We start from the raw sequence: 17302 nt of genomic DNA, 5'->3' as shown, positions 1-17302 counted from the left end.
ATCAGTTACCCGTAAGCGTCGCCACATTCGCAAATGGCGTCAGACCTCCAGCAATCAGCGAGACAGATTTGCTCCACTGTGCATATGGGGCCTCGGTGACGTATATCGTGTCATCGTCTCGGATCACGAAATCGCGGGCGATGAACAGGCCATTGGGCGCGGTCAGGTTCAGCAAATAGATCATGCGCTGATCACCCTGTAGCTCGGGACGTCCCATGACATTGCGCGCCACATCCTGCCGTTCCTCACGCAGAACAAAAATACCTGTCGGGTCTGAGGATAGCGGCTGTAAGCCTCCGACCTGAGCCAGCGCCTCAAGGGCGGATAGGTCCTGACTTTCAAAGGCCACGCGGGATTGCCCGCCGGTCGAGCCCAGCGCGATGTATGAGCGGCTGTCCTGTTCGACCAGAATGCGATCGCCGCCGCGCAAGGCGATATCGGTTTCCGGGTTGCGGAACAGATCGTCGTACCAGATGGTTCCTCTTTGCTTGCCCCTGATCACAGTGACCAATGCGATATCGGATGCAACTGCCACCCCGCCTGCTTGCGCGAGCATGGTCGACAACGAGCCAGTCGGTCGCTCAATCGGATAGATTCCCGGCGCGCCGATAGTTCCGGTCAGAGAAACGGTCGACCCATCGCCCGGAGTGCGCGACACTTGGACCTGCGGATCCGGAGTCTGTTCCTCCAGCTTCGAGGAAATTAACGTGCGGAGCTGTTCGGGCGTATTGCCCGCTGCACGCAGCCGCCCTGCATAAGGAACAAATATGTAACCTTCGCTGTCGACCTGCACCTGATCCAGAACGGTTGCGCCACCGGCTGCGGAACTTAGCAACCCATCCTCGACATTTTCCCAGATGCTGAGACTCAGAATATCGCCGGGGCGTACGGTATCGGATGCGACGCTTTGCGCGCTGCGGAAGGATTTCGAAAACCCGTATTGCGGAATCACCGATGTGGCCCGCGCAACACGGTCGTCGACCTCAACCACAAAGGCGTTACCCCCGTTTTCGACCGACCCGGCTAGAATTTCGTTTTTGTTCGGCCCGGATTTGGGAAGCTGGCATGCTGCCAGCAGGCCAAGGGTCGCCACAAGGGAAACCCCCCGGATCCATCGGGTAGGAAAGCGCTGCACTGCCGATTTACCTCAATCGTCTTTGTTTTGTGAAGGTTACCCGCATCGCTTCGAAACATCCAGCAGCAGGTTGCCCGCGATCATTCAACAACGCGCAACTGTGGCGTTGTGGCCTCTTTATCGGAGAGCAACCCTTGATAGGGGTCCTGAGCCGATAGCATCATGTCAGCCGCCCGCCGCAGCAATTGACGACGCCCTTGGCGAGAATAGAACCCCCCGGGGACTTGGCAGGTTTCCAGAAGAAATTGGCGATAGGCCCGATAGGCCTTGCCGCCCGGGGCATCTGGCTGGGCAAAGAATGCCTCAATCGATTGCCGAGATACGAATTCGGGCTTGTCATAAACCGACTGCCCAAAAATTCGCAAAGGTATGCCACGCCATAGAACCTGCTGGCCTGCCGTGGAATTTACCGTCACGGCGGATTTTGCATCGTCTAGCAACCTGGCCAGCTTACCACCGGGCACATAGTGAATTCGGTTTGTGATGCCGTGCTGTGCCGCAAGCTGGCGCGCCCGCAGCCGCAGCGGTTCACGGTGGTTCTCAAGCGGGTGTTCCTTGATGACAAGGTGTTGATGCGCAGGGGCGCCTTTGGCGAATCCGGCGATCACCAATTCGAGAAACTCGGACATACAGGAAAAATCCGAGTGGTACTGCACCGAACTGTCATGGCCCAATTGAAGCAACACAAGATGGTATGGAAAACCGCTCCATCTGACCTGTGCTGTGGCCCAACCCCGCTGTAGCCTGTGAATGGGCATCAGACTCAGACGTTTGAAGTACAAACGAAACTCTTTCGAAACCGGCAGCTCTCGATGGGGTCGGAATTTCTGATATCTGCGGTTCAGAAACAGCACAAACCAGTGATAGAGGGCACCGTAAAAGATGTGCTGGCGCATATCGCCCCAATGGGAAGGCGGTGGGGGTGCGTGCCCTTCGGACTGTTCCAGCGCCGTCCGCATCTGCGCCACATCCAGTTCCATCAGGCGTGAGTTTCCGTTCGACCCGTTTCGTTCATACGTCACCCACCATGGGCGCAGGTAGCCTTCTTCAAACACATGAACCGTGATCCCGTGTGCTTTGGCAATCTCAACTGCTCGTGCATGCACGGGCCGGGTGTCGCCATAGAGCACGATATCGGTCACATCATAGTGGGTGAGCAATTCGCTTAAGGTCTCCGGCCAATCATCTGGCGCGCCGCGATATGGAATGTAACTGGATTTGTCGCCCCAGAAAGCCTGATCGCCCGCGTTGAAGCCGACCCGCCAGACCTGAGCACCCGCAGCCCGCAGCATCCGACCAAGCGCGTTAAAGAACGGACCATGCGGTCCCTGTAGAAACAGGAACACACGCTGGTCGGGGCAAGCGGTCAAGGGTGCCATGCAATCTGCTCGTCTAGTGGCCTTGTGGTGCGTTTGTATAAAATTATGCCTCTTTGTCGTTTTCACGGCAAGGCAGGGCTTGCCGGTAGAGCTGCGTGCCTTTACCTCGGCTATTGAAGCTAGGTTCAGAGGGTTAATGATATGTTCACAGGGATCGTCACCGATATTGGCACCGTTACCGAACTGGACCAGCAGGGCGACCTGCGGGCACGGATCAAGACAAGCTATGAAACGGCGGGCATTGATATTGGCGCTTCAATCGCAAGTGATGGCGTCTGCCTAACCGTCATCGCGTTGGGCGATGATTGGTATGATGTGCAGATCAGCGCTGAGACGGTTTCGAAAACCAATCTGGACAGTTGGCAGGTGGGCAAGCGCGTCAATCTGGAACGTGCCTTGAAAGTCGGGGATGAATTGGGAGGGCACATCGTCTCGGGCCACGTGGATGGCGTGGCAGAGGTGGTCTCTGTGATAGACGAGGGTGACAGCACGCGGGTGACATTGCGGGCGCCGGCCAATCTGGCCCGGTTTATCGCTCCGAAAGGGTCCGTCGCGCTGAACGGCACATCGCTGACGGTTAATGATGTGGACGGGTGTGACTTTGGTATCAACTTCATTCCCCACACCAAAGAGGTCACCACATGGGGTGACGTCTCGGTTGGTGATCGCGTGAACCTTGAGATCGATACTCTGGCCCGATACGTCGCGCGACTGGCCGAGATGTCCTGACCTTCAGGTGGAAGGTCCAAATTTGGCCGTCAGCCTCTTGGACAGCCACCAGAAGCATGAAGCCAGCAGGATTGAGACATACCCGTCGATGGCGTAGTGCCAGGCGAGGTGAACCGAGCCTAATAAGATGATGAAGGCAAACACCGACAGCGCCCAGCCGAGCCAACGCGAATAGGTGAAGCCGTAGAACGCCAGCAGCACAGTAGAGGCAACATGCATGCTGGGCATCGCCGAGATTCCGCCTGCTAGCCCATTATTCCGATAACCATCCAACAGCATTTCATGCACATTCAGCGCCCAGACCGGGCTGATTTCGTGTGATTTACGTAACAACTCCATCTGCGGAACGAAGTCAGAGCCAAGATTGAAGGGTTCGTAGTAAACGGGACCAACCGAGGCAAAGATGGTTGCAATCACATTGCCGCCTACAAACCAGCACAGAGCAAACGCTACCAGAAAAACGGTGCTGCGGTTCGGGTCACTGCGGTCCAGACAGGCGACGCAAACCGCGATGTAAATCATGGGAAACCAGATGTGATAGGCGCCATTTATCGCAGTGGTTACGATCGGGGATCCCAAAATGGGCCATAGCAAGGTCCACGGATCGACGCCGCCGTGCAGAAACCGGTCCCATTGTACAAATTGCTCATCCCAGAGTGTCGGATTCACAGCATGTATTTCGTTCTTCAGGAAGGTATAGGTCAGGATAAGAGCGACGATGCTGAGAAAGCAGATAACCGCATCGGTCGCTTTTTCAACATCTGCCATCTTGGATCGCAGATCTTGCAACATCCATTGAATTGGCTTTTTGGGTCGCACGACGAACATGGCAACGCCAAGTCGCCAAAGAACGAAATTTGCGAACATGAAACCAAGCAGACGAACTGAGATGACAATCAGGGAAGAGGTCGAAAAATCCCAATATGACCGTCCTACATAGATGCTAACGGCAATGGCATAGACCATCTGCAGTGCAATGAGTGATAGCAGCAGCCTGTTTCGCCGAAGGGCGCTTACACGCACGAAATTTGCAGCGGGCAGATCAGCGGTCTTAGACACTGGGCTCAAATTCTCGTCTAGCTAGGACATTATACAATGACTGGTGCCCAGGATATCAGGCGATCCAAGGGCCCAATTGGGGCAATTTGTGGACAAAGTTCACGCAACCGGCCTAAAGGTTAAGCTATTGGCAACAATGCGCAGAAAAGGCCTAAGTCAAAACTGGCGCATAGGATTGGTAAACTGAGTTGGCACCAGATTTCATCGCTGGCCCTATAGCGCTGGGCATATCAATCTATCTCGCAGTGCTTACAGGCTGGTCTTTGCGTCCACTCTGGTCTATCCCGCCATTCAAACCCGTTGTGCGAAAGGCTGCCCTATGAGTTTTGAAACCCCCGGACCGGTAGAGGCCCAATTGCGCGAGGCGATCAGTCCGATCGAGGAAATCATCGACGAGGCCCGAAAGGGCCGGATGTACATTCTTGTGGATCATGAGGACCGCGAGAATGAGGGTGATCTGGTGATCGCGGCTGAGTTCGCTGATGCAGAGGCGATCAATTTCATGGCGACCCATGGGCGCGGGTTGATCTGCCTGCCGATGACAGCGGAACGGATCGATAGCCTGGGCCTGCCGATGATGGCGGTGAACAACTCGTCGCGTCATGAGACAGCCTTCACCGTGTCGATAGAAGCGCGCGAGGGAGTTTCGACGGGAATATCGGCCGCTGATCGCGCACTAACGGTGGCGACCGCGATCAACGAGCAAAACACTATGGCTCACATAGCGACCCCAGGCCATGTCTTCCCCTTGCGCGCCAAAAGGGGCGGTGTATTGGTGCGTGCAGGGCATACCGAAGCCGCCGTTGATATCTCGCGTCTGGCCGGGCTGAACCCCTCGGGCGTGATCTGCGAGATCATGAAGCCCGATGGCACAATGGCGCGCCTGCCTGATCTGGTCGCCTTCGCCGAAGAGCATGACATGAAGATCGGCACGATCAGTGATCTGATCGCCTATCGCTCGCGTAACGACAATCTGGTGGTTGAAACTTCGCGCGAGACAGTGAATTCCGAATACGGTGGCGAATGGGAGATGCGGATTTTCACCGACCAGACCCACGGTATCGAACACGTTGTCATGATCAAGGGCGACATCACTACACCCGAGCCGGTCCTGACGCGGACCCACGCCCTGCATGAAGCGCCCGATATTCTGGGTCTTGGCCCGAAATCGTCACGAGAGCTGCCCCGCGCGATGGAAAAGATCGCTGACGAGGGGCGCGGCGTCGTTTGCCTTTTCCGTCAGCCGCGAAATTCGCTGTATGCCGCAGACGACGAAGGCCCGCGCACGATCAAGCAAACCGGTCTGGGTGCGCAGATCCTGTCCAAGATGGGTATTCAGGAACTGGTGTTGCTGACAGACTCGCCTGAAACCGTGTATCTGGGGCTCGACGCGTTTGGACTGTCAATCGTCGGCACCCGCTCGATCCTCAAGGAAGACTGATAATGGCTGAAAAAGACAAACATGGCATTCTGCCGACTCCCAGCTTCGACAAGCCGGTGAAACTGCTGCTGGTGGTGGCTCCGTTCTACCGTGCCATCGCTGACAACATGGTCGCTGGTGCCAAGGCTGAGATCGAGGCCGCAGGCGGAACCTGCGACGTGGTCGAAGTGCCCGGTGCGCTGGAAATCCCGACCACAATCGCCATGGCCGACCGTCAGTGCAACTACGACGGCTATGTCGCGTTGGGCTGTGTCATTCGGGGCGAGACGACGCATTATGAAACCGTCTGCAACGACTCTAGCCGTGCAATCCAGTTGATGGGCCTGCAGGGCCTGCTGATCGGCAATGGCATCCTGACTGTCGAAAACGACGAACAGGCCGAGGTACGTGCAAACCCCGAAAAGATGAATAAAGGCGGTGGAGCGGCGGCTGCGGCCTTGCATCTGATCGCGCTCAGCCGTAAGTGGGGCTCTTCCAAAAAGGGCGTGGGCTTCAAGCCACCGTCCGAGTCCATCCTTGTGGCGGGCGACAGCAACGGACCCACGACAGCATGACCCAGACAGACGCGCCGAAACCGGCCAACCAGAAACGCCTGATGAAATCCGCCGCCCGGCTTTATGCCGTGCAGGCGCTGTTCCAGATGGAGCAGTCGGGCCAGACGACTGAACAGGTTGTGAATGAGTTTCTGGATCATCGGTTTGGCGCGGTCTACGAGGGGGATGAGATGCTGGATGGCGATATCAGTGTCTTCCGTAAATTGGTGGATGACGCCGTGAACTATCAGGCCACCATCGACCAGATGACTGATCGTGCATTGGTCGCCAAATGGCCCATTGCGCGCATCGATCCGACCCTGCGCGCTGTGTTTCGCGCGGCCGGGGCTGAGTTGACCCAGAGCGACACGCCGCCAAAGGTCGTGATCACCGAATTCGTCGATGTCGCACGTGCGTTCTTCCCGGAAGGCAAAGAGCCCAAATTCGTGAACGCTGTGCTGGATCACATGGCGCGCGAAGCCCAGCCCGAGGCGTTCTGACGCCTTTACCGCGACCCAGCATGCGCTAGACTCACCATCACAGCGCAAGGAGGTTCGCCATGCCCAAACTGGTCCGTCTCTACATTACGCAAGTCATCTGTGGCTTTGTGATCTCGGCCGTCTTTGTCGGGGTGCTGCTGGCGCTCAACGTGGCCAATCTACGGCATCTGATCACCAGTTCGGAAATTGGTCTGATCGCGTTGGCTATGATCTGGTTCATGAACGGGATCGTCTTTGCGGGTGTGCAGTTCGCCTATGCGATCATGAGCATGGCTGAGAAGCCGAACAAACCACGTGGTGGAACACCGATTGCTCATGGTTTGAGGCCTGCGCCGATCAAACAGGAAGCGCGCGCAGGGCGCTGATTTATTAGGTAAATATGTGGCGGGACCACCAGTCAACCGTGCGGTTTGATTCCCGAGGACCTGTATGTACAGGTGGGCGCCAGGTAATCAGGCCAGGACCTGAACAGAGCCAGCCCCCTCGGAATTGCTTAAGGCCACCAGAATGCTACCTGTCACAAGAAGGGCAGAACCCGCCACGGGCCTAAGTAGGGCCTGAAGCAGGTTCGCACAAGGGGTTAAGCATCAACAGTTTCGTGCAATGCGGTGCGCATCTTGCCGAAATGTTCATCCCATCCGTCATCCAGCGAAAGGATCAGGCCAAAGGCGTCAGCCCCTTGAGGTAAGCCCTCGTGCAGCAGTCCAAGGCGTGTGCCGCCGGCGACGGGTTCCAGCGTCCACTTGACCACACTTTCGGCGCCGCCCATCGGTTTAATGGTGAATGTATATTCAAGATACTCTGGACGTCTCGCTTCACGCACTTCACCCCAAATCAGAAGGTCGCCGCTGGTCGTCCCGAACATCTCAAGCTTTTGTCCAGCAGCAAGGGGACGTTCGGGTTTGTGAAACCACTCGGCCAGCCGGTCGGGATCAGTCAAATAGTCCCAAACGATTTCTGGCGTAGCGCGGAGAAAGATTGTTTTCTGCAAAACTGCGTCTGTCATTTCTTATTCCCTTCGATAGCTTTCTTCAGATTTGCGAGGCGATCATCCCAGAACCGGTCGAAGTAGCTGAGCCAGTCCAGAACCGGAGCCATTCCTTTGGGTTCAAGGCGATTGATGCGTTCGCGTCCACGAGCTTCGACGGTGATCAATCCTCCGTCGGACAAAACGGTCAGATGCTTTTTGACGGCCGCGCGAGTCATGTCGAAACGCTCGGTTAGTTGAGCGATCGTCATATCCTGCGCTGCCAGCATCTGAACGATGTCGCGGCGGGTCGGGTCCGCCAGGGCGCGAAATGCGTTTTGGGTCTGTGTATTCATCGGGCACCTCTTATTGGATACCATTTGGTTTTATATTATTGAGATACCAAATGGTACTATGTCAAGCTGCTTGATTTTTGTTCATGAATTGTTCACATTCTCGGAATGACACTAATTATGCAGCCTGGACAGAAGCTGGCCCGTGGTGTTTCGCGTCACTTGTTGACCCACGGCTATGTTTCGATTGAAGAATTTGTCCCCACCCGAGGGTTGCGTGTCGATGTGATGGGGCTGGGCCCTAAGGGTGAGATATGGGTGGTCGAGTGTAAATCCAGCCGCGCCGATTATCAGTCGGATTCCAAATGGCAGGGCTATCTTGACTGGTGTGACCGATTCTTTTGGGCGGTTGATACGGATTTCCCGACCGAGCTTCTGCCTGCGGAAACAGGCTTGATCATCGCTGATGCCTATGATGCCGAAATCATCCGTATGGGGCCAGAAAGCAAGCTGGCCCCGGCGCGGCGCAAAAAGATGGTTCAGAAATTCGCGATGGATTCTGCACGTCGGTTGCAGGCCTTGCGCGACCCCAGGGTTTAGCTTTTGATGGCGCGCGCGGCTTGGGCTGCGGCGCGGATTTCCTCGGCGATTTCTTCGGCCTCTTCGGGGTCGAAATCCATTGGAATCTCAATTCCGGCACCTTCAATGAACAGCCGCACCATACCATGATCGGTGGGGCCGATCTGCAGGTTCGCTTCGATATCGCGTTCGGTATTGATGCTCATGTTCGCCTCCGGGAAATGCGCTTTGGTGCTAACGCGCGATGGGTTGAGAATCAAGCCGACTATGGGGTCAAATAGGGCATGGAGACGGCAACGCTCAGACCTTTCCGCGCCGAGGATGCGCCGTGGCTGGTAGAACAGCATGACCTGCTCTATTCCCGTGACGAAGGGTTTGATGACAGTTTCGGCCCGCTGGTTGCCCGCATTCTGACGGAATTCACCGCGGATCATGATCCAACTTGCGAACAAGGCTGGATCGCCGAGTGCGACGGGGATCGTTTGGGTAGTATTTTCTGTGTCAGGCTGGATGATCAAACCGCCAAGCTGCGGTTGTTTCTGCTGCTGCCCGAGGCTCGTGGACAGGGGCTGGGCAAGCGGCTACTGACTGCCTGCATGGGTTTCGCCCGCGACGCAGGATATCGCCAGATGGTGCTGTGGACCCATGAGAGTCACGCCGCCGCTTGCGGGCTGTATCGTGCGTTTGGGTGGGAGCTTGTCGACAGCAAGCCGGTGCATTCCTTCGGTGTCGATCTGGTCGAACAAAGCTGGCGAATTCAGCTTTAATCCCCTTGCAATCCCCGTACGCCTTCGCTAAATCGCCCCTCACAAGTGCCGCCTTAGCTCAGTTGGTTAGAGCGCTGGATTGTGGATCCAGAGGTCCCCTGTTCAAGCCAGGGAGGCGGTACCATCTCCCAAAACCCAAGAACGGTTTGCCGGTTGCAGGTCTTTCTGTATACCCGGTACTTGGCGAAAGCTGCGTTCCGATGACATGAGCAAGATATGCCGGATAAGAAACCTGTAGACGTCCGTAGAAGTGCGAGACTGTCTGTTGCACCGATGATGGATTGGACCGACAAGAATTGCCGGTTTCTGCATCGTTTGCTGAGTTCTGAGACCTTGCTTTATACTGAAATGGTCACAGCGCCTGCTTTGGTGCGCGGCGGCGCGCTGCATCTGCTGGACTTTAATCCTCAGGAGCACCCGGTTGCGTTGCAGCTAGGAGGTTCGGACCCGCAGGAATTGGCGCAGGCGGCCAAGCTGGGCGCGGAAGCCGGATATGACGAGATCAACTTGAACTGTGGGTGTCCGTCTGACCGGGTGCAATCAGGGACATTCGGTGCGGTATTGATGCGCGCACCCGAAAAGGTCGCGGAATGCGTTGCGGCGATGCGCGAGGTGGTGAAGCTCGAAGTCACGGTGAAATGCCGTATCGGTGTTGACGAACAGGAACCTTCAGAAGTGCTACCTGCTTTCCTCGACCAGATTCGCAAGGCCGGTTGTCAGCGGGTGACGATCCATGCGCGCAAAGCTTGGTTGCAGGGGTTAAGCCCTAAGGAAAACAGGGATATTCCACCGTTGGACTATGGTCTTGTGCACCGGATGAAGGCTGATTTTTCGGACATGCACATCTCGATCAATGGTGGCATTACGTCGCTTGCTCAGGCGCAACAGCATCTGGAGGCTGGGCTTGATGGTGTCATGATCGGTCGTGCCGCCTATCACCAACCGACAGATATTTTGGCGGCTGCGGACCCGTTGATCTTTGGAACGGGCAGTGTCGCGGATCCCATTGAAGTGGTGCAAAATATGCTGCCCTATGTCGAGGCGCATCTTGTCGACGGTGGTCGATTGCACCAGATCACGCGGCACATGCTGGGCCTGTTCGCGGGGCGTCCCGGTGCGCGGGGATGGCGGCGGATGCTCTCCGAAGGTGCTGTGCGCGAGAATGCCGGCCCAGAAGTGATCCTGCAGGCTCTGGACTCTGTCGCTGCGCTATCGCAGGTGGAACAGGTAGGCTAAGACGGCTTCGAGCCGCTATGGGGGAATGATGCCCGAGACGATGTTGCTGGCCCAGATGCTGGGCCTTTTGCTTGTGATCGGCGCTTTGGCCGGGGTATTGGCTGGACTTTTGGGCGTTGGCGGTGGAATCGTTCTGGTGCCCGCGTTTTTCTATGCGTTTCAGACACTTGGATATGGCGGGCCTCAGCTGATGCAGCTATGCCTCGCAACTTCGCTGGCGACGATCATTGTAACGTCGATCCGATCGGTTCTTAGCCATAACAAGAAAGGCGCGGTGGATTGGGGCATCCTGCGCGGCTGGGGGCCAGGCATAGCGGTGGGTGCGGTGATCGGTGTTCTGGTGGCTTCAGCTCTGAGGACAGAGTTTTTGCAGGCGCTGTTCGGCATGCTCGGCATGGTCATCGGCGTCTATCTTGGTTTGGGAAAATCCGAGTGGCGGTTGGGGGATGCAATGCCCAAGGGATTGCGCCGCGCTGTGCTTTCGCCTTCGGTCGGGTTTCTGTCGGTACTAATGGGAATTGGCGGGGGCAGTTTCGGCGTTCCATTGATGAGCCTTTATAACACTCCGATCCACCGGGCGGTTGCGACCGCAGCGGGCTTTGGCGTGATCATCGCTGTACCGTCGGTGCTGGGTTTTTTATTTCTCAACATCGCTCCGGAGCATCGCCCGCCGCTGACCATTGGCGCGGTCAATCTGGTGGCTTTCGGTATCGTCGTTGCGATGACAATGATCACCGCCCCGTGGGGCGTTAAGCTGGCGCATGCGATGGATCCGAAGCCGCTCAGGCGGGTCTTCGCGGTATTCCTTACCCTGGTTGCCCTGAATATGCTGAGAAAGGCGTTGGGGTGGTAGCGTCGTTTTACAAGCTAGGTTGGGTAAAGTTTCCTTATGATGGAGCGTTGGCGGATTGGGTGGCGCACGCTCTTCCCACTGCGCGTGCGTCCGTCAGCGATCCGGCTCATGCAGCTTGGCACGATTGCGATGGCACGTGGTTCATTGGCGTTGATGCACTGGACAATGATGTGCAGGGCAGGGTCGCGGGTTCGCCTGCACTGGCGGGCGCGGCCATCGAACTGGCACACCAGCAGTTTGGATCGATTGATCTGCACCAAGGGCAGGTGTCGGTAATATATCCGGGCTACCCTCAACCCCGGCGTGGCGAAAGCGAGGCTGCGGCGCGGTATCGTGCGCGGCGAGATGCGGCGCATGTGGACGGGCTCAAGCCAGCTGGCCCTGATCGACGACGGCGGGTGGATGAACCTCATGCCTGGATATTGGGTATCCCACTTACCGAGGCCAGTGTGGACGCAGCACCAATGGTGCTGTGGGAGGGAAGCCACAAAATCCTCGGCGATGCTTTTCGGGCCGCGATGAAGAAGGTGCCGCGGCATGAATTGAGCGAGGCCGATATCACAGATGTCTATCAGGCTGCGCGTCGCGAAGTGTTCGAGACCTGTCCGCGCCTCGAGCTACCGGCGCGCCCGGGCGAAGCCTATCTGTTGCACCGCCACTGTCTGCATGGTGTTGCACCATGGGGTCCGAATGCCAGCGCTGGACCGGATGGACGGATGATCGCCTATTTCCGCCCTCAGTTGCCTGGTGGTGTAGCGCAATGGCTCGAATCCCCGTAACCTCCTGCCATTGTTTGGCTTTGGAGAGTTGGTTCGATGATTACGGTTCACACGAATGCAGATGGTGCCCTTATTGAGGTCGAGCTTTCGGGCGAGGTCACTAGCGCAGATTACGCGAGCACGCTTGTTCCCGCTATTGAGGCCGCATTGGAAGAGCACGACGCCATACGTCTGCTGGCGATCGTTGGGTCCGAGTTCAAGGGATATGATCTGGGTGCCGCATGGTCCGATACCAAGTTGGGGCTCAGCCATTGGCGCGGATTCGACCGGATTGGCGTTGTGGCGGACCAGGGATGGGTGCAAACAAGCGTCCGCCTGGCTGCCCCGATCCTGCCTTGCCCGGTGCACGTTTTTGGAATGGATGAGGTGGAGGAAGCGCGTCGCTGGATGCGCGAATCTCTCGGGGCGATCCACGTGACGGATCTGGGCGGACCTTGCGTGCAGATCCGCCTGATGGGAAAACTGGATTCACAGGAATACGGTCAGGCTCAAACCGATCTTGATGCGCTGTTGCGCGAACGTGACGGGTTTCGCCTGTTGATCGATCTGCGCGAGTTCGATGGTTGGCAGGGTCTGACTGCAATGGCAGCCCATTTCAGACTGGCGGCTGGTCATATTGGGATGCTGGATCGTGCAGCGATTGTCGGTGACAAGACATGGCAAAAAATGGCGCAACGCATGGCCAGTCATGTTCTGGGAACGCGGACCCAGTATTTCCCGGCGGAGGAATACGAGAATGCAATAACCTGGCTTGCGACTGGCTAAATGCTCTAAAAATGTTTCAGAAACAATGCCTTGTAATCATAGGTATTGTTCTTTTTTGCGTTGACGTTACGGAATGCAACTTTAAGTTAGCGCTATTATTGACTGGTTGGTCAAATAACTTAAAAAGTCCTTACCTGTCCCGGATTTAGAGGGAGAGGCAACAAGCTGTTTCGCGTCGCTGTGGGCCACCACTCACTCAAACACAGCTTCCGGACTCTTCCCCCTCGGTGTTCGGAACGGTCCCGCAGTGGCGCGTCGTTTATTACATATTGGAAGAGCAATGATTTTTCGCTCAGTACTAAAGCGCATTCTTTCGAAGGACATTCCCGAACAGGCTGAAAGCCACGAGTTGGAAGCTGAGTTGCGCCCGCGACCTGCCAAGACGACAACCCAGAACGAGCTGGTTAAACTGTTCGGTTCTGAATTGCGGGATCACGAATCTCTGAGTGATCTTAAGCCTACGCGGAGACCAAAATACTAGGCTTGCGGATCAGGACCCTGCAGCCGGGCGGCACGGCCACCACGGCGCTTTGCCAGACGGGGTTTGCGTTCCGGCAGATCCTGCATGATTTCGGCCCGTTCGGTGCTGTCCATCTTTGACCAGCGCGTGATCTCGTCAATGGTGCGGTAGCAGCCGGTGCAGATACGTTCGGTCGGATGAACTACGCAGATTTGGATGCAAGGGCTTTCGACCTCGTCCCGTTTCCAAACCATATTCGTCATGGGCGTTTTCCGATCCGTCAAAGAAAGCGCAGTCTATCCAGTGCGCCTTGCAGAATATAACCTGCTGCGACGTGATCAATAACCTGTCCGCGACGTTTTCGTGTCGTATCCGCCTCAAGCAGTGCCTTTTCTGCCGCAACGGTGCTTAGTCGTTCGTCCCAGAAACCGATGGGCAGATCGGTCAAACGGGTCATGTTTCGTGCGAAGGCGCGGGTTGACTGGCAGCGCGGCCCTTCGCTGCCATCCATGTTGCGCGGCAGTCCGAGGATAATGCCGCCGATCTCACGTTCGGTCACAATCTCAATCAAACGCGCGGAATCCAGTGTGAATTTCTTGCGTCGCACCGTCTCAAGCGGGGTGGCCACGCCGCGCATCCGGTCCGAGACGGAAACGCCGATGGTCTTTTCTCCCAGATCCAGCCCCATCAGGGCTGACATTGGGGGCAGGGATGCTGCGAAGTCTTCGAACGCGTCGTGGATCATTGAGCGATTCCGGCCTGCAGCGCGGCAGCGTCGATCATCTCCAACGCTTCAGCGTTACCCGCAAATACTTCCTTGGCTTCGTTCCTGATTTTGATGGCGCGTTGGCCTTCGCCCAGCACGCCCAAGGCGGCAATCAGGCGTGCCCACTCCTCGGGTGTCCCGCCCTCGGTCGCAAGGCGGTCCGAAAGGCCATCGACCATACCGCGGATCATTTCTTGTCGTTCTTCTGGCGACATCTCGGCAGCGGCATTTACATCGTCTTGGCTGGGGCCGGATGCAGCAGAAAAGTCGGGTGTGTTGAACACGCCTGCGCGGAATGCCAATTCATCGATCTGTGACCGGATGGCATTCGCCCATGGCGCGCCGGCCGGGGCGTCATTCAGGGTTTCGACCCAAACGCGATAAGCCATATCAGGCCGCCCGGTCTGTGCCAGCATCTGCCCCCAATAATACCGGGCAGGACCCAAGCGCTGATTGCGCTCAAGCGCCTGTCGCAAGGCGGCTTCCGCTTCCGGTGAGACGTAGCCACCAGCGGCCAAAATCATCATCTCTGCCTGATCCGAATAGGCCTGAGCCGAGGCATTGTCACCCGACAGTTCGATCACACGGGTTTGTGCCTCATACCCTGCTTTGAAGTTCCCCGCATTGGTTTCATGCTGTGCCAGCAGGGTATGGCCTTGCAGATCATCGGGGCGTTCGGCCACAGTTTCGCGCAGCCGGTTCAGCAAAGTTGCATAGCTTTCGTCCAGCGGAGGCGTCTGGAGCGGTGTGGCAATGCCCTCGGCCTCAGCCTGGCTGGGTCGATTTTCGCGCAGGTCTTCTGCCATTTCCAGACGAACTGAAAGGGGCATGTCAGGGAAACCAGCAGCACCCAACTGGCGATACATCGCCAACCCGCCACCAACCAGAACGGCGGCCATGGCGAGGAACGCTATTATGGTAACCAAGCGTGATGGCCCGGTGCCTTTGTCTTCATTGCGCATCTGCGCGTCTGCGGCCAGGATACGGCGCGAGATTTCCGTGCGTACACGCTCGGCATCAGCTTTCGCGATCACGCCGCGCGCCAAGTCTTTGTCAACGCCTGCTAGCTGTTCACGATAGACTCGCAGATCATAAGCAGCTGTCGGGCCGGTGCCGCGACGACCGCGCAGCATCGTGTAACCCAGGAAAATCGCGATCAGCAGCGCGATCAAGAAGATGAGAACCCAGAATGGCATGGTCCCTCCAAAATGGTTGCCCTGACTTAGACCTGTCGGCGCATGGAAAAAAGGGACAAATAGCCGCGAAGGGCGCTCATGTCGCAATAGTGCATTATTGCGGCGTTGCGCGGCAGGGTTAAAATGTACGGGCACGGCATACCTGCGCCCAATCATCGAAGACCGGACGGATTCGCACATGAAACACTACTCAGCCTTTGCTGTAGCGCGCGAAGCGCTGCGCTATCACACCGGATGGGAGCGCGCATGGCGTTCGCCGGAGCCTAAGAAGCGCTATGACGTCATTATCGTCGGGGCCGGCGGTCACGGCCTGGCAACAGCCTACTATCTTGGCAAGAACTACGGCATCCAGAACGTTGCCGTAATAGAAAAAGGCTGGTTGGGCGGTGGCAACACCGGTCGGAACACGACCATCATCCGATCGAACTATCTGCAGGATCCGTCAGCGGCGATTTACGAAAAGGCGCGCGGTCTCTACGAAGATCTGAGCCAGGAACTGAACTATAACATCATGTTCAGCCCGCGTGGCGTAATCATGCTGGCGCAGACCCAGCACGAGATTCGCGGCTATCAGCGTACTGCGCATGCGAATGCGCTGCAGGGTGTTCAGACCGAATGGATTGGGCCCGAACGCGTGAAAGAGCTGGTGCCGATCATTAATCTGGAAGGCCCGCGCTATCCGGTTCTGGGCGGGCTTTGGCAGGAACGTGGTGGGACCGCGCGCCATGATGCGGTGGCATGGGGCTATGCCCGTGCATGCTCGGCCATGGGTATGGACATTATCCAGAGATGCGAAGTCACCGGCGTCCGGTCCGAAAACGGTCGTGTTGTCGGGGTCGATACCACAAAAGGGGCCATCGATTGTGACAAGCTGGGGATCGTGGTTGCGGGGCATTCCGGCCAGTTGGCTGAGATGGCGGGTTTCCGACTGCCACTGGAAGCCGTCGCGCTGCAGGCGCTGGTATCCGAGCCGATCAAACCCTGCATGGATGTCGTTGTGATGGCGAACACCGTACACGGCTACATGTCTCAGTCCGACAAGGGCGAGATGGTGATTGGTGGTGGCACGGACGGGTTCAACAACTATACCCAGCGCGGCAGCTTCCACCATATCGAGGAAACGGTACGCGCATTAGTCGAAACTTTCCCGATGATCTCGCGCCTGAAAATGCTGCGCCAGTGGGGCGGTATTGTGGATATGACCGGCGACCGTTCACCCATCCTGTCGAAAACACCGCTTAATGGCTGCTTTATCAACGCAGGCTGGGGCACCGGCGGCTTCAAGGCCATTCCGGGATCAGGCTGGGGCATGGCACAGCTGATGGCCACGGGGCATTCACCACTGACCGAAGCCTTCTCGCTGGATCGTTTCAAAGAAGGCCGCTTCATCGACGAAAGCGTCGCGGCCGGGGTGGCGCACTGATGAAGATTTTTCGTCGAAAAATCTCGCACGCCCGTCACGCAGAATCTGCAGGCAGATACGTCTCGCCTGCTGCCAAGAGGATGATCACATGCTGATCTTGAAATGCCCCTATTGCGGCGTCGAAGCCGAAGAAACTGAACTGGCTGCAGGTGGCGAGGCGCATTTGAAGCGTTATGGCCCGGGCTCGTCAGATGATGAGTTCCACGACTACCTGTTCATGCGCGAAAACCCCAAGGGCGTTCATTTCGAACGCTGGCGCCATGCCAATGGGTGCGGCAAGTGGTTCCACGCCGCGCGCTGTACGAACACGCTTGAGGTCTTTGGCACCTATCCGGCGCAGACAACCGAGCCGCCGCAAGAGATCAAGGATGCCATCACCGCCAAGCGTCCCGGCTGGACGTGGAGAGAGTACAAATGATCCGTACAGCCATCCAAAATACCG

The 17302-nt window shown here is 57.1% G+C and carries 23 protein-coding genes and 1 tRNA gene; 15 read left to right on the top strand and 9 right to left on the bottom strand.

Translation table 11 applies throughout. The features are described from left to right. Window position 1: 1 nt before the first annotated feature. Window positions 2–1135, bottom strand: a complete 1134-nt coding sequence (locus tag ACR0CZ_RS13485) for a polysaccharide biosynthesis/export family protein (RefSeq protein ID WP_170396306.1) — start codon at window positions 1133–1135, stop codon at window positions 2–4. 80 nt (window positions 1136–1215) lie between these two features. Continuing rightward, window positions 1216–2514, bottom strand: a complete 1299-nt coding sequence (locus ACR0CZ_RS13480) for a capsular biosynthesis protein (RefSeq protein WP_170396308.1) — start codon at window positions 2512–2514, stop codon at window positions 1216–1218. A gap of 141 nt (window positions 2515–2655) precedes the next feature. On the opposite strand from ACR0CZ_RS13480, the gene ACR0CZ_RS13475 reads away from it, so the two are divergent. Beyond that, entirely contained in the window at window positions 2656–3243 is a 588-nt protein-coding gene (locus ACR0CZ_RS13475) for a riboflavin synthase (RefSeq protein ID WP_170396310.1), read from the top strand. Between the two features lie 3 nt (window positions 3244–3246). Here the strand turns inward: ACR0CZ_RS13475 and ACR0CZ_RS13470 are convergent, their stop codons facing one another. After that, window positions 3247–4302, bottom strand: coding sequence for a phosphatase PAP2 family protein (locus tag ACR0CZ_RS13470; protein WP_480503369.1), 1056 nt, complete (start codon window positions 4300–4302; stop codon window positions 3247–3249). Window positions 4303–4621: 319 nt separating this feature from the next. On the opposite strand from ACR0CZ_RS13470, the gene ribB reads away from it, so the two are divergent. The 4 genes from ribB to ACR0CZ_RS13450 are packed head-to-tail and all read left to right on the top strand — an operon-like array spanning window position 4622 to window position 7141. Next, a complete protein-coding gene (ribB, locus tag ACR0CZ_RS13465; RefSeq protein WP_170396312.1) occupies window positions 4622–5743 on the top strand; it encodes a 3,4-dihydroxy-2-butanone-4-phosphate synthase in 1122 nt (373 codons plus the stop codon). Between the two features lie 2 nt (window positions 5744–5745). Further along, the gene (locus ACR0CZ_RS13460) at window positions 5746–6297 is read left to right on the top strand and encodes a 6,7-dimethyl-8-ribityllumazine synthase (protein WP_170396313.1); all 552 of its coding nucleotides are present in this window, start codon (window positions 5746–5748) and stop codon (window positions 6295–6297) included. Further along, window positions 6294–6776 carry a transcription antitermination factor NusB gene (gene nusB / locus ACR0CZ_RS13455; RefSeq protein WP_170396315.1) on the top strand — a complete coding sequence of 161 codons (483 nt, stop codon included), beginning with the start codon at window positions 6294–6296 and terminating at the stop codon, window positions 6774–6776. The genes ACR0CZ_RS13460 and nusB overlap by 4 nt, the downstream gene beginning before the upstream one ends. A gap of 59 nt (window positions 6777–6835) precedes the next feature. After that, a complete protein-coding gene (locus ACR0CZ_RS13450; RefSeq protein ID WP_170396317.1) occupies window positions 6836–7141 on the top strand; it encodes a hypothetical protein in 306 nt (101 codons plus the stop codon). Between the two features lie 215 nt (window positions 7142–7356). On the opposite strand, the gene ACR0CZ_RS13445 is transcribed toward ACR0CZ_RS13450, so the two are convergent. Both ACR0CZ_RS13445 and ACR0CZ_RS13440 read right to left on the bottom strand, forming a co-directional pair. Continuing rightward, a complete protein-coding gene (locus ACR0CZ_RS13445; RefSeq protein WP_170396319.1) occupies window positions 7357–7782 on the bottom strand; it encodes an SRPBCC family protein in 426 nt (141 codons plus the stop codon). Continuing rightward, window positions 7779–8099 (bottom strand): metalloregulator ArsR/SmtB family transcription factor, encoded by a 321-nt coding sequence (locus ACR0CZ_RS13440; RefSeq protein ID WP_170396321.1) that lies wholly within the window; start codon window positions 8097–8099, stop codon window positions 7779–7781. The genes ACR0CZ_RS13445 and ACR0CZ_RS13440 overlap by 4 nt, the downstream gene beginning before the upstream one ends. 105 nt (window positions 8100–8204) lie before the next feature. Here ACR0CZ_RS13440 and ACR0CZ_RS13435 point away from each other — a divergent pair, with 105 nt between their 5' ends. After that, complete coding sequence (locus tag ACR0CZ_RS13435) at window positions 8205–8636, top strand: MmcB family DNA repair protein (RefSeq protein ID WP_170396323.1); 432 nt, start codon at window positions 8205–8207, stop codon at window positions 8634–8636. On the opposite strand, the gene ACR0CZ_RS13430 is transcribed toward ACR0CZ_RS13435, so the two are convergent. After that, window positions 8633–8821: a DUF6324 family protein gene (locus tag ACR0CZ_RS13430; protein ID WP_170396325.1), complete on the bottom strand. Its 189-nt coding sequence runs from the start codon at window positions 8819–8821 to the stop codon at window positions 8633–8635. The two genes, ACR0CZ_RS13435 and ACR0CZ_RS13430, sit on opposite strands and share 4 nt — an antisense overlap. A 78-nt stretch (window positions 8822–8899) precedes the next feature. Between ACR0CZ_RS13430 and ACR0CZ_RS13425 the strand changes: the two genes are divergently transcribed. The 7 genes from ACR0CZ_RS13425 to ACR0CZ_RS13395 all read left to right on the top strand — a co-directional run bounded on the left by ACR0CZ_RS13425 (window position 8900) and on the right by ACR0CZ_RS13395 (window position 13496). Then, complete coding sequence (locus tag ACR0CZ_RS13425; RefSeq protein ID WP_170396327.1) at window positions 8900–9382, top strand: GNAT family N-acetyltransferase; 483 nt, start codon at window positions 8900–8902, stop codon at window positions 9380–9382. A gap of 47 nt (window positions 9383–9429) precedes the next feature. Next, window positions 9430–9506: transfer RNA gene (locus tag ACR0CZ_RS13420), tRNA-His, on the top strand. A 92-nt stretch (window positions 9507–9598) separates the two neighbouring features. After that, complete coding sequence (dusA, locus tag ACR0CZ_RS13415; protein WP_170396329.1) at window positions 9599–10618, top strand: tRNA dihydrouridine(20/20a) synthase DusA; 1020 nt, start codon at window positions 9599–9601, stop codon at window positions 10616–10618. Between the two features lie 28 nt (window positions 10619–10646). Continuing rightward, window positions 10647–11471: a sulfite exporter TauE/SafE family protein gene (locus ACR0CZ_RS13410; RefSeq protein WP_170396331.1), complete on the top strand. Its 825-nt coding sequence runs from the start codon at window positions 10647–10649 to the stop codon at window positions 11469–11471. Further along, on the top strand, window positions 11465–12250 hold the full coding sequence (locus ACR0CZ_RS13405) for a hypothetical protein (protein ID WP_170466338.1): 786 nt from the start codon (window positions 11465–11467) through the stop codon (window positions 12248–12250). The genes ACR0CZ_RS13410 and ACR0CZ_RS13405 overlap by 7 nt, the downstream gene beginning before the upstream one ends. 36 nt (window positions 12251–12286) lie before the next feature. Continuing rightward, window positions 12287–13015: a SpoIIAA family protein gene (locus ACR0CZ_RS13400; RefSeq protein WP_170466341.1), complete on the top strand. Its 729-nt coding sequence runs from the start codon at window positions 12287–12289 to the stop codon at window positions 13013–13015. A gap of 280 nt (window positions 13016–13295) precedes the next feature. Beyond that, window positions 13296–13496 (top strand): hypothetical protein, encoded by a 201-nt coding sequence (locus ACR0CZ_RS13395; RefSeq protein ID WP_170466344.1) that lies wholly within the window; start codon window positions 13296–13298, stop codon window positions 13494–13496. Here ACR0CZ_RS13395 and ACR0CZ_RS13390 read toward each other — a convergent pair. From ACR0CZ_RS13390 to ccmI, 3 genes are read right to left on the bottom strand one after another with little or no spacing between them, the layout of a single operon-like run. Beyond that, window positions 13493–13738: a DUF1289 domain-containing protein gene (locus ACR0CZ_RS13390; protein ID WP_170466347.1), complete on the bottom strand. Its 246-nt coding sequence runs from the start codon at window positions 13736–13738 to the stop codon at window positions 13493–13495. The genes ACR0CZ_RS13395 and ACR0CZ_RS13390 overlap by 4 nt on opposite strands. 17 nt (window positions 13739–13755) lie before the next feature. Next, a complete protein-coding gene (gene ruvX, locus ACR0CZ_RS13385; protein ID WP_170403288.1) occupies window positions 13756–14220 on the bottom strand; it encodes a Holliday junction resolvase RuvX in 465 nt (154 codons plus the stop codon). Next, window positions 14217–15437, bottom strand: coding sequence for a c-type cytochrome biogenesis protein CcmI (ccmI, locus tag ACR0CZ_RS13380; protein ID WP_170466350.1), 1221 nt, complete (start codon window positions 15435–15437; stop codon window positions 14217–14219). The genes ruvX and ccmI overlap by 4 nt, the downstream gene beginning before the upstream one ends. Before the next feature lie 178 nt (window positions 15438–15615). Between ccmI and ACR0CZ_RS13375 the strand changes: the two genes are divergently transcribed. Next, complete coding sequence (locus tag ACR0CZ_RS13375) at window positions 15616–16860, top strand: sarcosine oxidase subunit beta family protein (RefSeq protein WP_170396345.1); 1245 nt, start codon at window positions 15616–15618, stop codon at window positions 16858–16860. 88 nt (window positions 16861–16948) lie between these two features. After that, window positions 16949–17278, top strand: a complete 330-nt coding sequence (locus tag ACR0CZ_RS13370; RefSeq protein ID WP_170396347.1) for a sarcosine oxidase subunit delta — start codon at window positions 16949–16951, stop codon at window positions 17276–17278. Window positions 17279–17302: the final 24 nt, after the last annotated feature.

It is taken from the genome of Ruegeria sp. H9 (assembly GCF_056532915.1).
The sequence above is the reverse complement of the archived record's forward strand: the minus strand, read 5'-3'. Positions and strand labels throughout refer to the sequence as shown.

Excerpts from the sequence above, each read along its gene's own strand:
- ACR0CZ_RS13480 (WP_170396308.1), bottom strand. The coding sequence starts at position 2,514 with ATGGCACCCTTGACCGCTTGCCCCGACCAGCGTGTGTTCCTGTTTCTA.
- ACR0CZ_RS13475 (WP_170396310.1), top strand. The coding sequence starts at position 2,656 with ATGTTCACAGGGATCGTCACCGATATTGGCACCGTTACCGAACTGGAC.
- ribB (WP_170396312.1), top strand. The coding sequence starts at position 4,622 with ATGAGTTTTGAAACCCCCGGACCGGTAGAGGCCCAATTGCGCGAGGCG.
- ACR0CZ_RS13460 (WP_170396313.1), top strand. The coding sequence starts at position 5,746 with ATGGCTGAAAAAGACAAACATGGCATTCTGCCGACTCCCAGCTTCGAC.
- nusB (WP_170396315.1), top strand. The coding sequence starts at position 6,294 with ATGACCCAGACAGACGCGCCGAAACCGGCCAACCAGAAACGCCTGATG.
- ACR0CZ_RS13450 (WP_170396317.1), top strand. The coding sequence starts at position 6,836 with ATGCCCAAACTGGTCCGTCTCTACATTACGCAAGTCATCTGTGGCTTT.
- ACR0CZ_RS13445 (WP_170396319.1), bottom strand. The coding sequence starts at position 7,782 with ATGACAGACGCAGTTTTGCAGAAAACAATCTTTCTCCGCGCTACGCCA.
- ACR0CZ_RS13440 (WP_170396321.1), bottom strand. The coding sequence starts at position 8,099 with ATGAATACACAGACCCAAAACGCATTTCGCGCCCTGGCGGACCCGACC.
- ACR0CZ_RS13435 (WP_170396323.1), top strand. The coding sequence starts at position 8,205 with ATGACACTAATTATGCAGCCTGGACAGAAGCTGGCCCGTGGTGTTTCG.
- ACR0CZ_RS13430 (WP_170396325.1), bottom strand. The coding sequence starts at position 8,821 with ATGAGCATCAATACCGAACGCGATATCGAAGCGAACCTGCAGATCGGC.
- ACR0CZ_RS13425 (WP_170396327.1), top strand. The coding sequence starts at position 8,900 with ATGGAGACGGCAACGCTCAGACCTTTCCGCGCCGAGGATGCGCCGTGG.
- dusA (WP_170396329.1), top strand. The coding sequence starts at position 9,599 with ATGCCGGATAAGAAACCTGTAGACGTCCGTAGAAGTGCGAGACTGTCT.
- ACR0CZ_RS13410 (WP_170396331.1), top strand. The coding sequence starts at position 10,647 with ATGCCCGAGACGATGTTGCTGGCCCAGATGCTGGGCCTTTTGCTTGTG.
- ACR0CZ_RS13400 (WP_170466341.1), top strand. The coding sequence starts at position 12,287 with ATGATTACGGTTCACACGAATGCAGATGGTGCCCTTATTGAGGTCGAG.
- ACR0CZ_RS13395 (WP_170466344.1), top strand. The coding sequence starts at position 13,296 with ATGATTTTTCGCTCAGTACTAAAGCGCATTCTTTCGAAGGACATTCCC.
- ACR0CZ_RS13390 (WP_170466347.1), bottom strand. The coding sequence starts at position 13,738 with ATGACGAATATGGTTTGGAAACGGGACGAGGTCGAAAGCCCTTGCATC.
- ruvX (WP_170403288.1), bottom strand. The coding sequence starts at position 14,220 with ATGATCCACGACGCGTTCGAAGACTTCGCAGCATCCCTGCCCCCAATG.
- ccmI (WP_170466350.1), bottom strand. The coding sequence starts at position 15,437 with ATGCCATTCTGGGTTCTCATCTTCTTGATCGCGCTGCTGATCGCGATT.
- ACR0CZ_RS13375 (WP_170396345.1), top strand. The coding sequence starts at position 15,616 with ATGAAACACTACTCAGCCTTTGCTGTAGCGCGCGAAGCGCTGCGCTAT.
- ACR0CZ_RS13370 (WP_170396347.1), top strand. The coding sequence starts at position 16,949 with ATGCTGATCTTGAAATGCCCCTATTGCGGCGTCGAAGCCGAAGAAACT.